Consider the following 20,491-nt stretch of genomic DNA (forward strand, 5'->3'; position numbering starts at 1 on the left):
GTTATTCACCTTCGGTAACGAAGTCGATCAATTCTTCCATTCTGCCCACAAGAGCGGGGGAGAGATCAGTATATGAGTGAACTGAGTCAAGGATTCGTTTCCACCCCAAGCCGATATCTTCTTTCGTCTCGTGTGGCCACCCTAGCCGTGTCAGCGTGCCGATTTTGATGTCCTCGGTACGTGGGACATCAGGCCACTGGCGGATTCCGACGACGCAGGGTTTCACTGCCTGCCAGACATCAACATAGGGGTGTCCAAGGACCAGCACTCCGGGCAGCTGCGTTGCCTGCTGTGCGATACGCGATTCCTTTGATCCGGGTACAAGATGATCAAGCAGGACCCCAGCGCGGTGGCGATCGCTCGGCTCGAATGCCTTCAGCACGTCAAGGAGGTGATCGGCGCCGAACAATTCCTCGACCATAATTCCGACATAAGCGAGATCTTCGCCCCAAATTTTGGCAACAAGTTCGGCGTCGTGCTTTCCCTCGACCCAAATTCGACTAGGACGTGCAACGCGCGCTGTGTGAGCAACAGCGCGCGAACCTGAAGCAGTGATGTGCGCCCCGGCCACCGTCTTGAGCCCCGACGTCGGCGTCTTGGGTATGGGCGGGATGAGTGTGACAGCAGTGCCATCAATCCAGAAACCTGGGCCAACGAAAAACGACCGGCGTTTTAAAAAACGATCTTCGAGCTCCATTTGCCATTTGCCGGCGATTTTCGAAACTTTCATCACTTCGCCAACATAACCAGAAGACGGATCTTCTATGAGCATACCGACTTCGACTTCAACTTCGCGAGCTCGCGGATTGCGTGAAAAGTTCGCCAACACATCATTTGAGTAACGCACGCGCCCAAGGATAATGCACGCGCAGGGCTGAATTTGAGATATGTACGTCGGCAAGTTGCGGCGTAGAATTAGCACTCGGACAGAGTAAGTGCCAGGGAGGTGAATGATGGCGGATCGCAAATCGATTGTTCTCAAGGCAATTGTCGAAGACTACGTAGCCACTCGTGAACCTGTTGGCTCCAAAGCCGTGGTAGAACGCCATAAATTGGGCGTGTCTCCAGCAACCGTGCGTAACGATATGGCCCAACTTGAGGAAGCAGGCTTAATCGTGCAACCGCACACGTCGGCAGGGCGCATTCCAACGGACGCTGGATATCGCGCTTTCGTTAACTCCATTGCCAAGGTGAAGCCGCTGGGAAAAGCGCAGCGCGCAGCAATTAATGAGATGCTCACCGGAGCAGTTGATCTTGATGATGTTCTCGAACGTACTGTTCGTCTGCTGGCACAATTCACGCATCAAGTAGCGGTGGTGCAATACCCATCACTGACACGAGTTTCGTTGCGACATGTTGAGTTATTGTTTCTTGCTCCACGGGTGATCCTCGTGGTCATCATCACGGATGCGGGGCGAGTGGAACAGCGTACATTGACATCCGAATCTTTCCACACTGAGATTGAGCTGCGTCAGATTGCTCACGCGCTGAATGAAACCTGCGTGGGCGCCTCCGTCGAGAATCTCAACTTCAGTGGGCTCGCTGCACAGGAATTGCTTCCAGTTTCGCTTCGACCACTGGCAGCATTGGTCACCGAAACGATCGATGCGACATTGCGCACCGACGTCGAAGAGCGTGTTTTGGTAGCTGGCACGGGTAATCTTACCCGCTACGGTATTGACCCAGCAGAAATCGCTCCCGTTCTTGACAAACTTGAAGAACAAGTGGTTCTTCTTCGCCTGCTGGCGCATCAAGTCGGCGGGCTTGGCGTGCGCATCGGCGAAGAAAACGGTGAAGATCTTGGAGAGACATCTGTTGTCTCTACTGATTATTCGGGAGGACACGCTGGGGCAGTTGCACGTCTCGGTGTAGTTGGCCCAACTCGAATGGACTATCCGGGCGCAATGAGCTCGGTTTATGCGGTTGCCCAGTACCTGTCCGATATCCTGGGGCAATCTGGCGAGGACTAAAGGAAGGAACACGTGGCAGATTATTACGAGGTTCTCGGTGTTTCGCGCGACGCGAGCCCGGAGGAAATCAAGAAGGCATACCGCAAGCTTGCTCGCAAGTTGCACCCCGACGTCGCCGGGCCTGAGGGAGCAGACCAGTTCAAGGAAGTGACCGAGGCTTACGACGTTTTGGGTAACGAGGAGAAGCGCAAGATGTACGACATGGGCGGAGCAGATGCGCTACGCTCAGGCGGCGGTTTCCCTTCAGATGGCGGATTCGGTTTTGAAGATATTTTCAATTCGTTCTTTGCAGGACCGATGGGCGCGAGCCGTGGGCCGGCTTCACGAGCTCGCAAGGGTGGTGACACCCTCGTCGACCTCGAAATTACCTTGCAGGACGTCGTGTTCGGCGCCGATCATCAATTCACCTACGATGCGATGATTGAGTGTCATACATGCCACGGGACGATGAGCGAGCCAGGTTTTGATCCCGAAACATGTTCGCAGTGTGGAGGCAGCGGCTCAATTCAAAAGGTCACCCAATCCTTCCTAGGGCAGATGGTTACCCAAGCGGCTTGCCCAACCTGCCGCGGATACGGAACGGTGATCACGCATCCATGCCATGAATGTGCCGGAGAGGGACGTGTCTCGGCCTCGCGCACCACCACCGTTAAAATCCCAGCTGGAGTGGATAACGGGATGCAGATTCGAATTGCTGGCATGGGCGACGCCGGTGTTGGTGGTGGGCCTGCAGGAGATCTTTTTGCTCAGGTGCGCGTTGCTCCTCATGCGCTCTTCGAACGACGCGGTGACGATCTACTGACCACGATTGACATTCCCATGACCTCAGCGGCCCTCGGCACTGATGTAACGATTGAGACGTTTGACGGTGACAAATCGATCACGATTGAGCCGGGGACCCAAGCAGGAAAAGTTATTTCATTGGCAGAGCTCGGCGTGGGACGTTTGCGCCGACGCGGTCGTGGGCGCTTGCTGATCACTGTTTCGGTGACGACGCCGACGCACCTCGACGAGGAACAACGCCAGCTTTTGACCACACTCGCCGAGTTGCGCGGTGAGGAGCGGACGAAGGTCGATGGTGGCACCGAGAATTCAACGGTATTCTCACGCCTTAAGGATAAGTTCGGAGGAAAGTGATGACTCGGCCCGTTTACGTTGACCCTTCACTCGTGACACTTGGGCGCGGCACAATGCTTTCATTGGAAGGCGAAGAGGCCCGACACGCGGTGACGGTTCGGCGTACGCATCCTGGCGAAGAGCTTGACATCGTCTCAGGGCGTGGTCTGCGCGTGCGAGTCGAGGTGACCGCTGTGTCGAAGACATCGCTGACGGGCAAAGTCATTGAGACGTTCGAAGAGGCACCTTCACACCCGCAGATTGTGTTAGTGCAGGCTCTTGCCAAAGGCGGACGGGACGAGCAAGCTGTTGAGACCGCCACGGAGTTCGGAGTTGATCATGTGATTCCGTGGGCATCAGATCGTGCAATCGTTTCCTGGTCGAATCCAGGAAAGGCCAAAAAAGGCAGTGCCAAATGGCAGGCAGTCGCAATGGCGGCTGCGAAACAATCACGCCGTTCCTGGGTACCCACGGTCGGTGCTCCTGTATCAACTAAAGAACTTGCTGAGTGGATACGCACTGAAAAATCGACAGGTGGACGTATCTTCATTTGTCACGAGTCGGCCACGGACACGCTCATATCAAAACTTTCTGACGGTACGTCGCTGGCAGGCGACGGCTCACCACGGATGACGGTCGTCGTCGGCCCTGAAGGCGGAATCAGCGACTTAGAGACCACTCTCCTTGCCGACGCAGGTGGGGAAGTAGTTCTGCTCGGCGAACACGTCCTTCGTTCAGCGACTGCGGGCCCGTGGGCAATTGCCGTATTACGCGCACGAGGAGGTAAATAATGGAGACTTTGAACCTGGTTGTACCGCCGTCCGTGCCAATGATCAATCTCCTTGGGCACGATGACGCCGTGTTGCGGACTCTTGAAAACGGACTCTCACCGGTGACATTCCACGTGCGCGGACATAAGATCACAATGAACGGCCCGGGTGAAGATGTCAGTCTTGCTGGGCGTTTGATGAGGGAACTCATTGCCGTGGTGGTCTCGGGCGAACATTTGACGACCGACGCGGTTGAACGTGCCATTTCGATCACGAAATCGGGGCTGGCACGGCCGACAGCACTGATGAGCGCCGATATTGTCACCGCTCATGGAAAAACGATTCGCCCAAAGACCCTTGGGCAGAAAGCCTATCTTGAGGCGATTGACGCACACGCCATTACTTTTGGCATTGGGCCGGCCGGCACTGGAAAAACGTACCTGGCTGTTGCCAAGGCGGTCGTGGCACTGATGAATAAAGACGTGAAACGAATTGTGCTGTCACGCCCGGTGGTTGAAGCGGGAGAATCGCTGGGATATTTACCCGGAAGCCTTAATGACAAGATCGATCCGTACATGCGGCCGCTCTATGATGCGCTTTACGGCATGCTCGATCCAGAAGCAATCGTGAAACTTCTTGCAGCGGGGACTATCGAAATTGCCCCACTGGCGTACATGCGTGGCAGAACTTTGACGGACGCATTCGTGATCTTGGACGAAGCTCAGAACACGACACCCGAGCAGATGAAAATGTTCCTGACTCGATTGGGCTTTGGCTCCACGATGGTCATTACTGGCGATTTGACGCAGGTAGACCTCCCTCGTAAAGCGACGTCGGGGCTTGTGCTTGCCCGACGGGTTTTGGCAGGAGTGGATAACGTAGCATTCTCAGATTTTGGTTCGGCGGACGTCGTCCGTAACCGGATCGTTGCCGATATTATTGACGCCTACACACGTTATGAAGAGGATGATTCATGATCGAAGTGAACGACGAATCGGGTTATACCCCGGCCCCAGATTTGGCAGAGATTGGTGCTCTTGCCACTTTCGTGCTCAACGAGATGCGTGTGCATCCACAAGCTGATCTCAATGTCATTATGATCGACGATGAAGCGATGTCAACCCTGCACAAGAAGTGGATGGATCTTGACGGGCCAACGGATGTGATGTCTTTTCCGATGGATGAGCTTCGCCCAGTGCCGCTTGGAGAAGAACCTAAGCCAGGAATGCTTGGAGATATTGTGGTCTCGCCATCGGTCGCCGCTGCTCAAGCCCTCAAAGGCGGTCACGCGACTCAAGAGGAGATCTTGCTTCTCGTGACGCATGGGATCTTGCATTTGCTGGGATATGACCACGCTGAGCCCGAAGAGAAGAAAGAAATGTTCACTCTTCAGCGCACGCTGTTATTGACATTCCTTGCCTCACGTCGCGACGATTTCCAGGACGGCGATATTGATCTCATCGCGCCGCCAGTAGAGTGATCAATATGAGTATCGAGTTTTCACTCTATGTTCTATTGGCGCTGGTTGCCCTTGCCTCATCTGTGTACACCATGCTCGTAGGAGCTGCGCTGACCCGTATTTCGCGCTCACAAGCCGCCCACGCTCAAAGTGAAGGGGCAAAATATATCCTGCGCATTGTTGAACAACGCCCTGCTGCGGTGTCGGCAGTCAATCTCATCTATGGCGTTCAAGTGGGAGTTTTTGCTGTTGCTTTAACTTTGGCTGTCCAATCTCTGACCTATACATATTGGGTCACTGCTGCGATTTGTGTGGGAAGTATTGTGGTGTTCTTCCCCCTTTTGCGTGTTCTTGTTCCATCCTCAATTGGACACCAACATCCGGTGGCGATTATTGCAGCCACTGAGCGTTTTTTGGCTATCGTGACATGGTTTACGGCGAAGTTTGTGCGCGAGCGTAAGCCTATTGATGAGATTGAACGCGAAGCATATGAAGAGAGCCAACGTACCGCGATGGTCGAACGCATGGCCGAATCGAAAGCAGTGGATGACGACGAGCGCTCTCTCCTCGCTTCCGTCTTCAAGCTCTCGAGCACGCGCGTTCGTGAAGTGATGGTGCCTCGTCCGGATATGATCACCATCGACAGCGAAGAGACATTGGACAAAGCAGTGTCCCTCTTTGTCCGGTCCGGTTTTTCACGAGTGCCAGTGGCGGGGGAATCGGTCGATGACCTTTTGGGAATTTTGTACCTCAAAGATGCCATCATGCGTATGCACGACGGCGAAATCGATCATGTATCGGTCACCGACGTCATGCGAACTCCTGTGTTCGTCCCCGAAACAATGATGGCGGACGATCTTCTCCACCAGATGCAATCTGATTCGAACCACATTGCACTCGTCGCAGATGAATACGGCGGAATTGCTGGCTTGGTCACGATTGAAGATCTCCTAGAAGAACTCGTCGGCGAAATGAACGATGAACACGATCGTGCTTTGCCAGAGCTTGAGCAGCTCAGCGAGGGAATATATCGTCTGCCTGCGCGTATGCCCATTACAGAGGTGGGTGAACTCTTCGGCCTCGAACTTATTGACGACGACGTCGATACAATTGGTGGTCTTCTCACGAAGGCACTTGGGCGGGTACCGATCTGGGGAAGTACAGTAGACGTTCAAGGGCTCCATCTGAAGGCAGATGGCTTCGAAGGCAGACGCAATCGACTTGCATGGGTGCGTGCGAACATAACGGAGGAAGAAAATGACTGAAGACTTTCGCGCAGGATTCGTCGCAATTGTTGGACGGCCGAATGCCGGCAAGTCTACACTCACCAATGCCATGGTCGGAGAGAAGATTGTCATCACGGCAAATCAACCCGAAACAACTCGACGTGCGGTCCGTGGAATTGTCCAGTGTCCAAGTGGACAACTGATTCTCGTTGATACACCTGGCCTTCACCGACCACGAACCCTTCTGGGAGAGCGCCTGAATGATATGGTTCGTGATTCTCTCGAAGACGTGGATGCCGTCGTGATGTGCCTTCCTGCGGATGAAAAGGTTGGCCCAGGAGATAAATATCTCCTTGGCGTCGTTGCTCATGCACAAGCGCCGATTTTCGCGGTGATCACCAAGGTTGACAAAGTGAGCAAGGATGTACTGGCTGCCAAGATCATCGAGATCTCACAACTGGGCGACTTCGAGGAGATCGTTCCTGTCAGCGCGGTCAAGAATGACCAAGTTGAGCTTCTGTCATCCCTGATTCTTGAGCGGATGCCAGTTTCTCCGCCGCTCTATCCCACTGATTCGGTCACTGATGCCTCCGATGAAGAGCGCATTGCGGATTTGATTCGCGAAGCGTCTCTCGAGGGCGTGCGCGACGAGCTGCCACACTCGATTGCTGTCATCATTGAGGAAATGGAAGAGAGGCCGGCACGCCGCGGAGATCACCGTCCGCCAATAGTGGACATTCATGCCTCAATTTTTGTCGAACGAGATTCGCAGAAGGGAATTGTCATTGGACGTGGGGGAAGCCGCCTGCGCTCAGTAGGTTCTGCTGCTCGTGCTGAAATTGAGCAGCTGTTGGGACGTCAGGTTTTCCTCTCTTTGCGTGTCAAAGTGGCGCGTGATTGGCAGCGTGACCCCAAACAACTGGGCAAGCTCGGTTTTTAGGGGGCTTTCGGAGCACCTAACTGCGGTGACATAATAGTTCGGTGAAAACTTACCGTGTCCATGCGATTGTGCTTCGCCACCAAGATTTAGGCGAAGCCGATCGCATCGTCACATTATTTACGCGTGAGCGAGGGATCACGCGTGCGGTCGCAAAAGGCGTTCGCCGCACAAAATCTCGATTTGGAGCGCGGCTTGAGCCGTTTTCCCTCGTCGATCTTCAACTCTACGAAGGGCGTAGCCTGGATGTTGTGACGCAGGCGGAATCTATTCGTCAGTTTGGTCGCCACATTGTCTCCTCCTATGCGGCGTATACATCAGCCTGTGCGATGGTGGAGCTCACCGAGAAACTTTTGCCTGCCGAAGGTGAGCCTGATGGTGAGTTGTTTCGACTTCTTCACGGTGCGCTAGCGGCTCTTGCTGAAGGTAGCCGAGCTGCAGATCTCTTGATGAATTCTTACATTGTCCGTGCGTTGGCTCATGCTGGGTGGGAACTGGCGATCTTTGAGTGTGCCAAGTGTGGGGTTGAAGGGCCACACGAAGCCTTCAACGTTTATGCTGGTGGAGCCGTATGTGACGATTGTCGGCCACCGGGATCTGCAACTCCCTCGGTGGAAACGTGGCAGTTATTGGCAGCACTGAGCGTCGGTGATTGGAAGATTGCGATAACTGCGAGCCCTATGGCACGTCGATCAGTTGCGGGGTTAATTGCCGCGTATGCGCAATACCAGGTGGAACGGTCAGTTCGTTCACTGAAGTTGGCAAACGGGTAAGCTGGTTTCATGATCAAACCACCTCCTCACCCCTCCGGGGCGACACCGCCGACAGTTAATGCTCCTGAGCATGTTGCCATCGTGATGGACGGCAATGGGCGCTGGGCGAATGCTCGCGGTTTACCACGCACAGAAGGGCATCGCGCTGGGGAACTCTCGCTCATGGATACGATTGCTGGTTGCCTTGAAGCAGGCGTAAAGGTGCTCTCTGTTTATGCGTTTTCGACTGAGAATTGGAAGCGTTCGCCACGTGAAGTGGCGTTTTTAATGAACTATTCGCGTGATGTCATCCGCTCGCGCCGTAGTGAACTCAATGACTGGGGCGTGAAAGTGGTGTGGTCAGGTCGCGTGCCACGACTGTGGAAATCAGTGATCAGTGAACTTCAAGCCGCCGAAGAAGTGACCGCATCAAACTCAGCGATGGTACTTAACTTCTGCTGTAACTACGGCGGTCGCGCTGAGATCGCCGACGCCGCAGCGCGGCTAGCTGCGGACGTTGAAGCGGGGGCGGTGCGAGTGAAAGACATTGATCCCAATGTCCTGAGTAGGTATATGTATCAGCCTGATCTGCCCGACGTTGATCTGTTTATTCGCAGTGGTGGTGAACAACGAACGTCGAACTTCATGCTCTGGCAGTCCCCGTATGCTGAATTCATGTTCGTTCCCGAACCCTGGCCCGAGTTTGACCGGCGGGTATTGTGGCGTTGTATTGAGCAGTTTGCTGGACGTGAGCGACGTTTTGGCAGTGCGATGGATCAAGTTGTGCAGTAAATACGAGTGCTGAGATAGGGGAGGGCTTACGGCCCCTATCTCAGCACTCAATGCTAAGCCACTGGAGAGCCGACGAGATACCCGACTCCATAGGTCACCCACATTGCTGCGTTACCCCACAAGATATTGCGGATAATCGCTGGCATAATCGGGGCATCGCCAAGTGACGCTGAGACTGCGCCAGTGATGGCAAGAGCGATCGACACAGCGATCACCGTCGTCGCCACGGAGAACGACGCAGGGGAGAGCAAAATTGCGGCCATGGGGATGATCGAACCGACGACGAACGCCAACATCGAGGCAAGAGCCGCGTGCCACGGGTTCGTCAGTTCATCAGCGGCGAGCCCGAATTCATAGTGGGCGTGAGCTTCATACGGATCGCGGGCAGAAAATTCGCGCGCGATGTTGGCTGCCATCGGCTTGGAGATTCCACGTCCAGCGATCATGCCAGCCAACTTACGCTGTGCCCCTGCTGGGTCGGAATCGATAAATACACGTTGGCGTGCGATCGCTGCGCGTTCAGAATCACGCTGTGTCGATACTGAAACATACTCTCCTGCAGCCATCGATAACGCGCCAGCGCCAACGCCAGCGATCCCAGCAGCAAGTAGCGCATGGCCGCTCAGCGAAGCGCCCGAGACACCCGTAACCAACCCGGCGATCGAGACAATTCCGTCGTTTGCACCTAATACGCCAGCGCGGAGCCAATTAAGTTTTCCGCCGATGGAACGCGGTTCGATGACCGGGAAATCGGTCTCGGACGTGGCGGGGATATCTTCCACGAAAAGTGGTTGATCGAGGACTGCCATAGGTATTCTCCTTTGTTCTGCCTCGAATGTACGTCTGATTGGTGAATCCAACCAGCAAGGGAAGCCTTACGTTATTTTGAATAAATCAAGTTTCTTAGGATGTCCAAAGTTCACCGAAAAATCGCAACTAGCCTCGTAAAGTCGCAAGTGAAAACGGGGTGCGTTAGGCTGAGGGGACGAAAATTGCGTGGAAGAAGAGGCTAATGAAACGTTGCGTAATTCTCACCCCGTTCGCTGAAAAAGAGATTGTTGCCGCGGTGCTTGCGATGCGTGGTGTTGCCGCCTATGTGATTCCATCAGACGCAGGCGTGCTCGTTGCGCTCGATGAAGCAACGAAGGAATTTCACGACTGGGACATCTCTGAACTTCTGGGAGAATCTGAAGAAGAAGAGAAAGAGCCGACGCCGGCTGAGTATGCGGCTGGCGCGTTATCGGCACTGACCGACTATGGTGTCGTCGTCATGGAAGCGACCCTCGCAGACGACGTCGGATCGGAGCCAGGTGTATCAGGAATCGTCAAAGCTCACCGCGTTCGATCTGGTGAACGGGGAGAAGATTTGCACGCTGGGCAGCTCATCAACGCATTGCCAGACGAGATCGAAGATTTGTTGATTGTAGAGGATCTCACTTCCTTACCGGGTGCGATGAATACCTCTGATTTAAGCCCACAAGATCTTCAGGCAATGGTGAACAAACTTGGCCGAACTGATTCGTGAAAGGAGTGAGATGGCGATCCCTCGAGACCTCACAGGGAGTAATCCCTTTGCTGGAGATGATGGTTCGATTGAACCAGCCCTTGCGTATGCATTGACGCAACCTGAGGAACTCCGGGCAAAAGCCGTGGTGAGTGCGCTCGGCCGTGTCTTGGTGCCCGTTGTTCCGCATCCGCATCCTGGCCGTGATGCCGACGGTGGTGTGGTTGAGCACGAGAAGGTGGTTGCCAATGCCTGTGGTACAGACGATGATTCCCTCGTGAAGATTCCATTTCCAGGTGGCCGTGATTCGCTCGTTGTTTTTTCCTCGGCTCAGGCGATGGCGGCCTGGAATCCGCAGGCCCGTCCCGTGCCAGCGAATATTATGACCGTCGCTTCGGAGGCGCTTCGTCTCGAAATTGGTCTGATTTCGCTTGACCCGGGTCTTCCCAGCCAAATGTTGATTGGGCGTAGTGCTGTTGTTGCGCTGGCGACGCGTACACCATGGCGAGCTCCCTGGGAAGACTCGCACCTCGCAGGCATTCTCAACGATGGCCTGGGTGATGACGCACGTGTTCGTCTCATCCCTGGCATAGATGGCACGGCGGTCATCGAACTCGTTGTAGAGAACGCAGACAAGCACGGGGTACTCGTTCTCATTGCTGCGCTCACGTCGTTGATCGAGAGTGATGAGTACCTCAAGGCGCGTCTCGACGCCGTCGAGATTCGGCCGGTGCTCAGTTAGCGTGTGCAACGTCACCTGGTGGCCCAGCCTCCGCCAGATGGAGCGCACGAGGCGCTAGTGCTAGACTACATATGACCGACCGGCAGATTGCCGGAACGCAAGCGGAGCAATCCCACCTGGATCCCTCAGGGATCGGGTTTCACAAAACGGTTTTATTTGCCGTTGCCCTTGTGAACTCCGTGCGCATTTGGAACGGAGCAGAGGAGCAATCATTAACGAGCCAAGAGTCAACGATCGTATTCGCGTCCGCGAGGTCCGCCTTGTCGGTCCTGCGGGTGAGCAGGTCGGAGTGGTTCGCGTCGAAGACGCGCTGCGTCTGGCAAGCGAAGCGAACCTCGATCTAGTTGAGGTGGCGCCGAACGCTAATCCTCCCGTCGCAAAGCTGATGGATTACGGTAAGTACAAATACGAAGCCGCCCAGAAAGCTCGCGATGCCCGCCGTAACCAGGCGAATACTCAGATTAAAGAAATTCGTCTGGGCCTGAAGATCGACTCGCACGATTATGAGACCAAGCTTAAGCACGCCAACAAGTTCCTTGATGGTGGCGATAAGGTGAAGGTCCAGCTGCGATTCCGTGGCCGCGAGCAGTCGCGTCCCGAGGTTGGCCTGAAGCTGATGCAGAAGGTCGCTGAGGATCTCAAGGACAATTCCACATTGGAATCGGCGCCGCGTGTTGATGGTCGCAATATGGTGATGGTGCTGGCGCCGCTGAAGAAGAAGTCTGAAGCGAAGTCTGACCAACGCCGCCGTCGCGAAGCTGAGCGTGATCATCGCAAAGCGGAAGAAGCACGTCGTACCGAAAAGAATGCGCAGCGAGTCGCCGCTAAGAGCGAATCGGACGAGAAGTAGAAACTAATCCCCTCAGGGATTCGAAAAGAAGGGGCACATCATGCCAAAGATGAAGACTCACTCGGGTACCAAGAAGCGTATCCGCGTTACCGGTAAGGGCAAGCTCATGCGTGAGCAGGCTGGCAAGCGCCACCTCCTTGAGCACAAGTCCTCCCGCCGTACGCGCCGCCTGTCCTCGGATCAGCCGGTTGCGCGCGCGGACGTCAAGATGATGAAGAAGCTGCTCGGCCGCTGAAGGTAAAAGGAGAAATAGACTATGGCACGCGTAAAGAACGCCGTTAACGCTAAGAAGAAGCGTCGTACAACCCTCGACCGCGCCTCGGGCTACCGCGGTCAGCGCTCTCGCCTTTACCGTAAGGCCAAGGAGCAGGTCACACATTCGTTCGTGTACAACTACCGTGACCGCAAGGCTCGCAAGAACGAGTTCCGCAAGCTCTGGATCGCACGTATCAACGCTGGTGCTCGTGCCAACGGCATGACCTACAACCGACTCATCCAAGGTCTTCGTCTGGCTGAGCTAGAGATCGATCGCCGTATGCTCGCTGAGCTCGCCGTGAACGATCCGGCAGCATTTGCCGCTGTCGTTGAGAAGGCCCGCAAGGCTCTTCCGGCTGACGTAAACGCTCCAGTTGCCTGAAAACTGGCTTTTTAAAGGCGCGCACCTTATAAAAGTGCGCGCCTTTATTTTGTGTTGTATAGATGTCACCTCAATTAACGTCAACTATTGATGCCCGGTAGAATCGGGCTATGCGTAAAACGATGGATCGGATGACCGGTCAACTTAAGAAGGTTGTGGGTCTGTACTCGCGCTCGTCACGGCGTAAATGGGAACAGGCGGTGGTTGAAGGTCCACAGGCGGTTCGTGAAGTCCTCCGTTACTGTCCACAATTGATACGGGATGTGTATGTCACCCAAGCGGGTTTGGAGGCACACCCTGACATCGACTCCTTGCTTCGCTCGGTCGATCCTTTCACACATGTCTTGCCTCAAGACCTCTTTGAGCAAGTTACGCTTACCGCACAGGGCCTCCTCGCTGTCATCGAGATTCCTGATGAACTTGAGTTTGATGAACTCATGGCGCAATCCCCATCGCTCATTGTTTGCCCAGTCCAACTCTCTGATCCAGGAAATCTCGGGACGATCATTCGAAGCGCGGATGCTGCCGGTGCAGACGCTGTGATTCTCGGTGCAGGAAGCGTCGAGGCAACGAACCCAAAGGTCATTCGTTCCACTGCTGGTTCGGCTTTCCATCTGCCCATTCTCGAGGAAGAGGATGTGGCCAATGTTGTTGCGCGAGTCAAGTCCCAGGGTATGCAGGTCCTCCTCGCAGACGGGGGAGGCGACGTCGATTTAATCGATCTTCAGCAGGCTGCTGTCCTGGCAAGCGCCGAAGGAGTGGAACCCGCTGGCGTCGATCTACGTCGGCCCACCTTGTGGCTTGTCGGTAACGAAGCCCACGGTTTTACTTCTGACCAACGCGCTCTTGCCGACGCTGTAGTTTCTCTGCCTATGTGGGGAAACTCTGAGTCGCTCAATGTGGCGATGGCGACTACTCTCTGTCTTTATGCATCTGCGTCCGCTCAGCACCGATCCTCTGCGATGTCATGCGACCGCATAGGTCTACATAGCGATACAAAGTCGCTAGAATGAATGAGTATGCGCATTATCCGATTGCGAAAAGTGAAAGGTCACTATGGATCTCAGTCCGCTCGATGAGGCCGGAATCAACGCCGCAGTTGCTGCTGCCGAGGAAGCATTTGCAGCTGCGTCGTCATTAGAGGAGCTGAAGGCTGCGCGCCTGGCTCACTCTGGCGACAACGCGCCGATCACCGCCGCTAATATGCAAATCCGCAACCTCGACAAAGCAGATAAGCCCGTCGCAGGAAAGCTCATGGGAGGTGCGCGTAAGCAAATTCAAGCTGCGCTCTCGCAGGCGACCATTCGCCTCGAAGCGGAGGCTGAAGAAAAGATGCTTGCCGAAGAATCAGTAGATGTCACGATGCCGACTCGACGTGGCGCTCTTGGCGCTCGCCATCCGCTCACCGTTCTCGTGGAGGATATCAGTGATTTCTTCGTCGGCATGGGTTGGGAGATCGCTGAAGGCCCAGAACTTGAACACGAGTGGTTCAATTTTGATTCGTTGAACTTTGGGCCTGATCATCCGGCACGGCAGATGCAAGATACCTTCTACATTGCCGGTGCCCAAGAAGTGGGACGCGATGAGATCGATGAGGCCCATGGCCTCGTCCTGCGTACACACACCTCACCAGTACAGTCACACGTCATGCTCGATCGTGGGGTTCCGCTCTACATTGCCTGCCCAGGGAAGGTGTTCCGTACGGACGCTCTGGATTCGACTCACACTCCGGTGTTCCATCAGGTTGAAGGCCTTGCTGTCGATAAAGGTTTAACCATGGAGCATTTGAAGGGAACACTCGATCACTTCGCCCGGTCAATGTTTGGCCCTGAGGCAAAGACGCGCCTGCGCCCGTCGTATTTCCCCTTCACCGAGCCTAGTGCAGAAATGGATCTGTGGTTCCCCCAAAAGAAGGGTGGCCCGGGCTGGATCGAATGGGGAGGTTGTGGAATGGTCAACCCCGAAGTATTGCGAAATTCAGGTATTGATCCTGAGGTCTACACTGGTTTTGCATTCGGTATGGGCATTGAGCGAACTCTTATGCTCCGTCACGGAATTGCTGATATGCGTGACATGGTCGAAGGCGACGTACGTTTCTCGGCTCAATTCGGCACGACAGGAAGAGGTAACTGACTATGCCATTCGTTCCCATTGACTGGTTAAAAGAGCACGTTGAGATTCCTGCTGGTTTGACTGCTGAGCAACTTGCCGCTGACCTGGTTAAGGTCGGCTTGGAGGAAGAAGAAATCCACCGTAGCGACGTGACGGGGCCGATCGTCGTCGGCAAAGTCCTGACGTTAGTCAAAGAAGAGCAGAAAAACGGCAAGCTGATCAACTACTGCCGTGTCGACGTCGGCAAATACAACGACGAACCTGGTACGGGTAAAGAGCCGGTTGATTTCCCGTCGAAAGGCATCATCTGCGGTGCTCATAACTTCGTTGAAGGTGACTATGTCGTCGTATCGCTACCAGGCGCCGTACTTCCAGGAGATTTTGCGATCGCTGCACGCAAGACGTACGGGCATATTTCAGATGGGATGATCTGCTCTGCCACTGAACTCGGACTTGCACCAGAAAGCGACGGCATCATTGTCCTTGCCCATGATGGCGATGCTGAGATGATCGCTCAGATTCCGGCTCCAGGCGAAGATGTGTTGGGATATCTCGGACTGGACAGCGAAGTTCTGGAAATTAACGTCACACCCGATCGTGGCTATTGCTTCTCGATGCGTGGTGTTGCTCGCGAGTTCTCCCATTCCACCGGTGCGCGTTTTGTTGATCCGGGCCTCGAAGAGAATTGTGACGTTCCGTTAGCTCCATTCAACAACGCTGGTGTCGCCGTTGAAATCCACGATGACGCTCCTATTCATGACGTGCCAGGTGCTGATCGCTTTGTGACGCGTATCGTGCGTGGTGTGAATCCAAACGCCTCGTCGCCGAAGTGGATGCAGGAGCGTCTGGCACAGGCAGGAATGCGTCCGATTTCCTTGGCTGTTGATGCCACAAACTATGTGATGCTTGATCTTGGGCAGCCACTTCACGCCTATGATCTGGACAAGGTCGTGGCTCCTCTTGTTGTCCGACGTGCTCAGGAGGGCGAAAAGCTGACGACGCTCGACGATGTTGAGCGAACACTTGATCCAGAAGATCTTGTCATCGCAGATTCAGCAGGTGGCCACGGAGCGCGAGTCATCGGTTTGGCCGGTGTGATGGGTGGCGGCGCCACTGAAATCTCTGAATCAACTACTGATGTTCTCATTGAAGCTGCTCACTTCGATGCGGTGTCGATTGCACGAGCGGCTCGTCGTCACCGACTTCCATCCGAGGCATCCAAGAGGTTTGAGCGTGGTGTTGATCCTCTGATCACAGCGGTTGCAGCCCAACGTGTGGCCGAAATTTTGGTTGAATTCGGCGGCGGGTATATTGATGAAGCCAACTTTGAGTTCAATCAGGTGTCGTTGCCGTCGGCGCAGACGTTCAATACCGCTGAAACTGCGCGCTTGGTGGGATTGAAGCCGTCAGTTGAACAGACGGTGGGCATTCTTCGTCAAATTGGCGCTACTGTCGAGGTGCTCGAGAAGGACGGAGAAAATAGCCTATTGTCTGTGACGCCGCCAACCTGGCGTCCAGACCTCGTTGGCCCTGCACACTACGTTGAGGAAATTGCCCGACTCATTGGATACGACAAGATTGAGTCGAAGATTCCGCATGCTCCGGCTGGACGCGGCCTGACTGTGATGCAACGTCAACGACGAGATCTCGCTCGCACCTTTGCTGAACAGGGCTGGACGCAGGTTCTGAGCTATCCATTCGTGTCGGCCGCATCCTTTGACATGCAACAAATTGAGAACGATGACCCTCGACGTCGTGCGATTCGGTTGGCTAATCCGTTACAAGAGGACGCGCCATATATGCGCACCTCGATTCTTTCATCGCTCTTGGCGACTGCGAAGATGAACGTTGCACGTGGTAACCCGCATGTCGCGATTTTCGAGACTTCGCTTGTGACGTTGCCAGGTAAGATGGTGAACATTGACAACCCAGGGGCTGGTCGTCGCCCGTCGGACGATGTTTTGAGCCAACTCCACGAAGCGATTCCATCGCAGCCATTCCACATTGCTGGAGTGGCAACTCCTCACGTCACTGCGTCTGTTTTTGGCTTCGAACAACAAATTTGGGACTGGCGAGATGCTATCGAGGCTCTCAAAGTTGCTGCACGTAGTGTTGGCGTTGAAGCAAAAGTTGAAAAGGCTCAGTATGCGCCGTTCCATCCGGGGCGAACTGGTGCGCTGACCGTAGCCGGGACCATCATTGGCTACGCAGGAGAGCTTGCCCCGAAGGTCGCTCAGGCGTTCGATCTGCCCAAGCGTTCCATCGCATTCGAATTCAATGCTGATGCCCTCATGGAAGCCCGCGGTGGGCAGCCCATTCAGGTAGCTCCTGTCGCAACCTACCCATCGGCAAAGGAAGATATTGCTCTCGTTGTTGATGAAAAGTACACGATCGACGATGTCGCTACAGTAATTCGTGACGCGGTCGGAGACGTTTTGGAAGACCTTCACCTTTTCGATATTTATCGTGGAGATCAAGTGGAGGATGGTAAGAAATCTTTGGCATTTGCGCTGCGCTTCCGCTCGGCAGATCACACATTGTCGGCTGAGGAAACAGCTGGCTTGCGCCATAAGATCGTCAAACGTACTCGTTCAAAGCTGGGAGCACAGCTTCGTGGCTGAGCATGGAGGACCGCAATCTCAGGTCATTTTGTTGACTGGTGCTTCACGTGGTATCGGGGCAGTGATCGCGCAGGCGATTGCTGCCCCGGGCCGCACACTATTATTGGTTGCCAGATCGCAGACCGCTCTTCAGAAGCAGGCCACAATATGTCAAGATTTGGGCGCGAGTGTTTATACTTACGCAGCTGAACTCGGCGACGTTGATTCCATTAATGAATTGGTTGCCCAGATTCGTTGCGATGGTTGTGTTCCAGATACGTTGATCAATAACGCAGGCGTGATGGGGGCTGAAGTTTCCCCGTGGGACGATGACCCTCAGGCGTGGTGGCATGTGATGGAAGTCAATGTGCGGGCGCCGTATCTGCTTGCGCACGCGTTTGTCCCGGACATGCTTGAGGCTGGTTTTGGCAGGATCATTGATCTTTCTTCAGGCGCCGCGATATGGGATACACCCAATACTGTGGCCTATTATGTATCGAAGACAGCGCTTTTTCGTTTGGGCTCATCGTTACATGAGGCAGGACATACACGCGGACTGCGGGTTCTTGAAGTTGCACCAGGTGTTGTGAAAACTGATATGACTCGCGATGCTGATATGCATATTGGACGTACCGAGTGGAATGACGCTAGCGAGGTCGCGCAGATCATCGCCGCCGCCGTCGACGGAGATCTCGACGGGCTGTCTGGAGCACAAATTCGTGCTGGGACAGATACATTGGCGGACCTCAAGGAACGTTCGCTGTCCGGTATCGGACATGAGGATCGACGTTTGAGGATGACGGGATTTGACAATTGATTTTTGTTATTCACAACGGTAGTCGTTGTGCATTACAATTCTTCAAGTTTTATCTCTATTCAACATGGAAGAGGGGTTCATGCCGAACTCGGTCCCGAAAACCCGCACTGCACGTCAGGCAAAAATCGTTGACATCATTGAACATCATGCCGTGGCCTCACAAGCGGCACTGAGGTTGTTTCTCTCTGATATCGGTATTAACGTCACCCAGGCGACACTCTCGCGTGATTTGGAAGAACTTCGCGCCTACAAGGAATACAACGCAGAAGGCGTGCGCGTCTACAAGATCCCCGACGCTGTTGAGCTGAGCTTCGCCGACGCCGGCGCTCCAGGGCAGTTTGAGCGTTGGGCGAGCGAGTTGATGACAGGTGCAGTAGTGGCATTAAACCAGGTTGTTCTGCGAACAGTGCCTGGAGCAGCTCAACTTCTCGCATCAGCGATCGACCGTGCAGTCCTCGTCGGGGTGCTCGGATGTATTGCCGGTGACGATACGGTATTGGTCATTACCGATTCTCCTGAACATGCACAATCGCTGCGTGAAGAGTTGCTCAGACGTGTGGGGCGGTAAATCGCCTTTTATGAGAACCTAGGGCACAATAGTTGGGTGACCATAGAAAGGAAAGACCGTGACTGATGTCCTCGAAGAATTGCAATGGCGTGGGTTGATTGCTCAGCATACTGATTTTGGTGCGCTCAAAGAAGCGCTCGAATCAGGGCCGGTGACGTTCTATTGCGGTTTTGATCCGACGGCGCCATCACTCCACCATGGACATCTCGTCGCAGTGAAGCTTATGCGCCATCTCCAGCTTGCTGGCCACCATCCGCTTGTCCTTGTTGGGGGAGCGACAGGTCTGGTTGGTGACCCGCGTGCGAAAGGTGAGCGTACACTCAACGCCCGCAATGTTGTAGCTGGTTGGGCTGATGCACTCAAGGCACAACTTGAGACGCTTCTTGATTTTGATGGCGATAACCCTGCACGAACTGTGAATAACCTTGACTGGACCGAGGAAATGAGCGCGATTGATTTCTTGCGTGATCTCGGGAAGAACTTCCGTATGGGAACGATGTTGAATAAAGATATTGTTTCGCGTCGCCTTGAGTCCGACGAGGGGCTGTCCTACACAGAGTTTTCGTACCAGATACTTCAGGCGAATGATTACCTCGAATTGTTCCGACGCTACAACTGCACCCTCGAAGTCGGCGGAAACGATCAGTGGGGCAATATGGCGGGCGGAATGGATCTCATCCGAAAGGTTGAAGGTAAGTCAGTTCATGTTTTGACTAACCCGCTTATCACGAAATCTGATGGCACAAAGTTTGGCAAAACCGAAGGTGGTGCTGTGTGGCTTAACCCAGACATGCTTTCGCCTTACAAGTTCTACCAATTCTGGTTGAATACGGCCGATGATGACGTCATTCATATGCTCAAAGTGTTCACCTTCCTCTCCCGCGAAGAAATTGGCGATCTTGAGCGTGCGGTGGCTGAACAGCCTCAGGCTCGCCAGGCACAGAAAGTTTTGGCCGAGGAAGTGACTACCTGGGTTCATGGCGAACAGAATGCGAAGCGCGCTATTGCTGCCTCAGCAGTTCTCTTTGGAAAGGACGATCCAACCGGACTCGATGAGCGTACCCTGGCTGATGCAACTGCAGAATTGCCGCATACCCAAGCCGCACTTGGCGATGAACTGGTCGATGTGCTGGTGTCCCTCGGATTTGAAAAAGGCCGCGGTGCAGCACGTCGGACCATCGAATCGGGTGGAGCAAATATCAATAACACTAAGGTTGACGATGCCAATCGAACAATTGCCGAAGGTGATCTTCTCCCAGGCGGAATTATTTTGATCCGTAAGGGGCGAAAGAATCAGGCAGTAGTTCGGGTCGTACAGCAATAACCATCTTGCTACTCATCATCAAACGGTGGGGCTGGCTTATAAAAAGCCAGCCCCACCGTTGCTATTGCCGATGAGAACGAAGGTAAAACTATAAGAAAAATTGGATGTGACGAGCGACACTAAAAGATGATTTGACGGACGTCAAAAATCTGTCTAAAGTATTTTCCTGTTGCGAAGCGCGAAAGAAAAAACAACGAGAATAGATCGTTGAGATTCTTGAAGTGCAAAGCCGAAAATCGAGATTACGATTTGAAAGGTCTGCAACAATGGATTAAACTCTAATCCAGTCTCTGAAGGGAATTTCTTTTAAGGAAT

General features: G+C 54.2%; 22 protein-coding genes. 20 read left to right on the forward strand and 2 right to left on the reverse strand.

What is annotated here, in order from left to right; genetic code table 11:
* Position 1: 1 nt before the first annotated feature.
* Positions 2-847, reverse strand: coding sequence for a DUF3097 family protein (locus P7079_RS03570; protein ID WP_278013460.1), 846 nt, complete (start codon positions 845-847; stop codon positions 2-4).
* Between the two features lie 103 nt (positions 848-950).
* Between P7079_RS03570 and hrcA the strand changes: the two genes are divergently transcribed.
* From hrcA to uppS, 9 genes are read left to right on the forward strand one after another with little or no spacing between them, the layout of a single operon-like run.
* On the forward strand, positions 951-1,970 hold the full coding sequence (gene hrcA / locus P7079_RS03575) for a heat-inducible transcriptional repressor HrcA (protein WP_278013461.1): 1,020 nt from the start codon (positions 951-953) through the stop codon (positions 1,968-1,970).
* Positions 1,971-1,982: 12 nt separating this feature from the next.
* Positions 1,983-3,107 (forward strand): molecular chaperone DnaJ, encoded by a 1,125-nt coding sequence (gene dnaJ, locus P7079_RS03580; protein WP_278013462.1) that lies wholly within the window; start codon positions 1,983-1,985, stop codon positions 3,105-3,107.
* The gene (locus P7079_RS03585) at positions 3,107-3,877 is read left to right on the forward strand and encodes a 16S rRNA (uracil(1498)-N(3))-methyltransferase (protein WP_278013463.1); all 771 of its coding nucleotides are present in this window, start codon (positions 3,107-3,109) and stop codon (positions 3,875-3,877) included. The genes dnaJ and P7079_RS03585 overlap by 1 nt, the downstream gene beginning before the upstream one ends.
* Positions 3,877-4,833 (forward strand): PhoH family protein, encoded by a 957-nt coding sequence (locus P7079_RS03590; RefSeq protein WP_278013464.1) that lies wholly within the window; start codon positions 3,877-3,879, stop codon positions 4,831-4,833. The genes P7079_RS03585 and P7079_RS03590 overlap by 1 nt, the downstream gene beginning before the upstream one ends.
* Complete coding sequence (gene ybeY, locus P7079_RS03595) at positions 4,830-5,336, forward strand: rRNA maturation RNase YbeY (protein WP_278013465.1); 507 nt, start codon at positions 4,830-4,832, stop codon at positions 5,334-5,336. The genes P7079_RS03590 and ybeY overlap by 4 nt, the downstream gene beginning before the upstream one ends.
* Positions 5,337-5,341: 5 nt before the next feature.
* Entirely contained in the window at positions 5,342-6,580 is a 1,239-nt protein-coding gene (locus tag P7079_RS03600; RefSeq protein ID WP_278013466.1) for a hemolysin family protein, read from the forward strand.
* Positions 6,573-7,481 carry a GTPase Era gene (gene era / locus P7079_RS03605; RefSeq protein ID WP_278013467.1) on the forward strand — a complete coding sequence of 303 codons (909 nt, stop codon included), beginning with the start codon at positions 6,573-6,575 and terminating at the stop codon, positions 7,479-7,481. Before P7079_RS03600 ends, era begins: the two co-directional genes overlap by 8 nt.
* Before the next feature lie 41 nt (positions 7,482-7,522).
* Entirely contained in the window at positions 7,523-8,251 is a 729-nt protein-coding gene (recO, locus tag P7079_RS03610) for a DNA repair protein RecO (protein WP_278013468.1), read from the forward strand.
* A gap of 9 nt (positions 8,252-8,260) precedes the next feature.
* On the forward strand, positions 8,261-9,022 hold the full coding sequence (uppS, locus tag P7079_RS03615; RefSeq protein ID WP_278013469.1) for a polyprenyl diphosphate synthase: 762 nt from the start codon (positions 8,261-8,263) through the stop codon (positions 9,020-9,022).
* A 53-nt stretch (positions 9,023-9,075) separates the two neighbouring features.
* On the opposite strand, the gene P7079_RS03620 is transcribed toward uppS, so the two are convergent.
* Positions 9,076-9,831 (reverse strand): VIT1/CCC1 transporter family protein, encoded by a 756-nt coding sequence (locus tag P7079_RS03620; protein ID WP_278013470.1) that lies wholly within the window; start codon positions 9,829-9,831, stop codon positions 9,076-9,078.
* 203 nt (positions 9,832-10,034) lie between these two features.
* Between P7079_RS03620 and P7079_RS03625 the strand changes: the two genes are divergently transcribed.
* From P7079_RS03625 to tyrS, 11 genes are all read left to right on the forward strand, one after another.
* Complete coding sequence (locus P7079_RS03625; RefSeq protein ID WP_278013471.1) at positions 10,035-10,547, forward strand: hypothetical protein; 513 nt, start codon at positions 10,035-10,037, stop codon at positions 10,545-10,547.
* Between the two features lie 10 nt (positions 10,548-10,557).
* Entirely contained in the window at positions 10,558-11,268 is a 711-nt protein-coding gene (locus tag P7079_RS03630) for an SseB family protein (protein WP_278013472.1), read from the forward strand.
* 187 nt (positions 11,269-11,455) lie between these two features.
* The gene (gene infC, locus P7079_RS03635) at positions 11,456-12,118 is read left to right on the forward strand and encodes a translation initiation factor IF-3 (protein WP_278013473.1); all 663 of its coding nucleotides are present in this window, start codon (positions 11,456-11,458) and stop codon (positions 12,116-12,118) included.
* A 40-nt stretch (positions 12,119-12,158) separates the two neighbouring features.
* Positions 12,159-12,353, forward strand: coding sequence for a 50S ribosomal protein L35 (rpmI, locus tag P7079_RS03640; protein ID WP_278013474.1), 195 nt, complete (start codon positions 12,159-12,161; stop codon positions 12,351-12,353).
* Between the two features lie 21 nt (positions 12,354-12,374).
* On the forward strand, positions 12,375-12,755 hold the full coding sequence (rplT, locus tag P7079_RS03645; protein WP_278013475.1) for a 50S ribosomal protein L20: 381 nt from the start codon (positions 12,375-12,377) through the stop codon (positions 12,753-12,755).
* Between the two features lie 110 nt (positions 12,756-12,865).
* On the forward strand, positions 12,866-13,768 hold the full coding sequence (locus P7079_RS03650) for a TrmH family RNA methyltransferase (protein WP_278013476.1): 903 nt from the start codon (positions 12,866-12,868) through the stop codon (positions 13,766-13,768).
* A gap of 43 nt (positions 13,769-13,811) precedes the next feature.
* Positions 13,812-14,888, forward strand: coding sequence for a phenylalanine--tRNA ligase subunit alpha (gene pheS, locus P7079_RS03655; RefSeq protein WP_278013477.1), 1,077 nt, complete (start codon positions 13,812-13,814; stop codon positions 14,886-14,888).
* A gap of 2 nt (positions 14,889-14,890) precedes the next feature.
* Positions 14,891-17,488, forward strand: a complete 2,598-nt coding sequence (pheT, locus tag P7079_RS03660; RefSeq protein WP_278013478.1) for a phenylalanine--tRNA ligase subunit beta — start codon at positions 14,891-14,893, stop codon at positions 17,486-17,488.
* Positions 17,481-18,284, forward strand: a complete 804-nt coding sequence (locus P7079_RS03665) for an SDR family NAD(P)-dependent oxidoreductase (protein ID WP_278013479.1) — start codon at positions 17,481-17,483, stop codon at positions 18,282-18,284. Before pheT ends, P7079_RS03665 begins: the two co-directional genes overlap by 8 nt.
* Before the next feature lie 79 nt (positions 18,285-18,363).
* Positions 18,364-18,852: an arginine repressor gene (locus P7079_RS03670; RefSeq protein WP_278013480.1), complete on the forward strand. Its 489-nt coding sequence runs from the start codon at positions 18,364-18,366 to the stop codon at positions 18,850-18,852.
* 58 nt (positions 18,853-18,910) lie between these two features.
* Entirely contained in the window at positions 18,911-20,176 is a 1,266-nt protein-coding gene (gene tyrS, locus P7079_RS03675) for a tyrosine--tRNA ligase (RefSeq protein WP_278013481.1), read from the forward strand.
* Positions 20,177-20,491: the final 315 nt, after the last annotated feature.

It is taken from the genome of Arcanobacterium canis (genome assembly GCF_029625435.1).
In the GTDB taxonomy this organism is placed as follows: Bacteria; Actinomycetota; Actinomycetes; order Actinomycetales; family Actinomycetaceae; genus Arcanobacterium; species Arcanobacterium canis.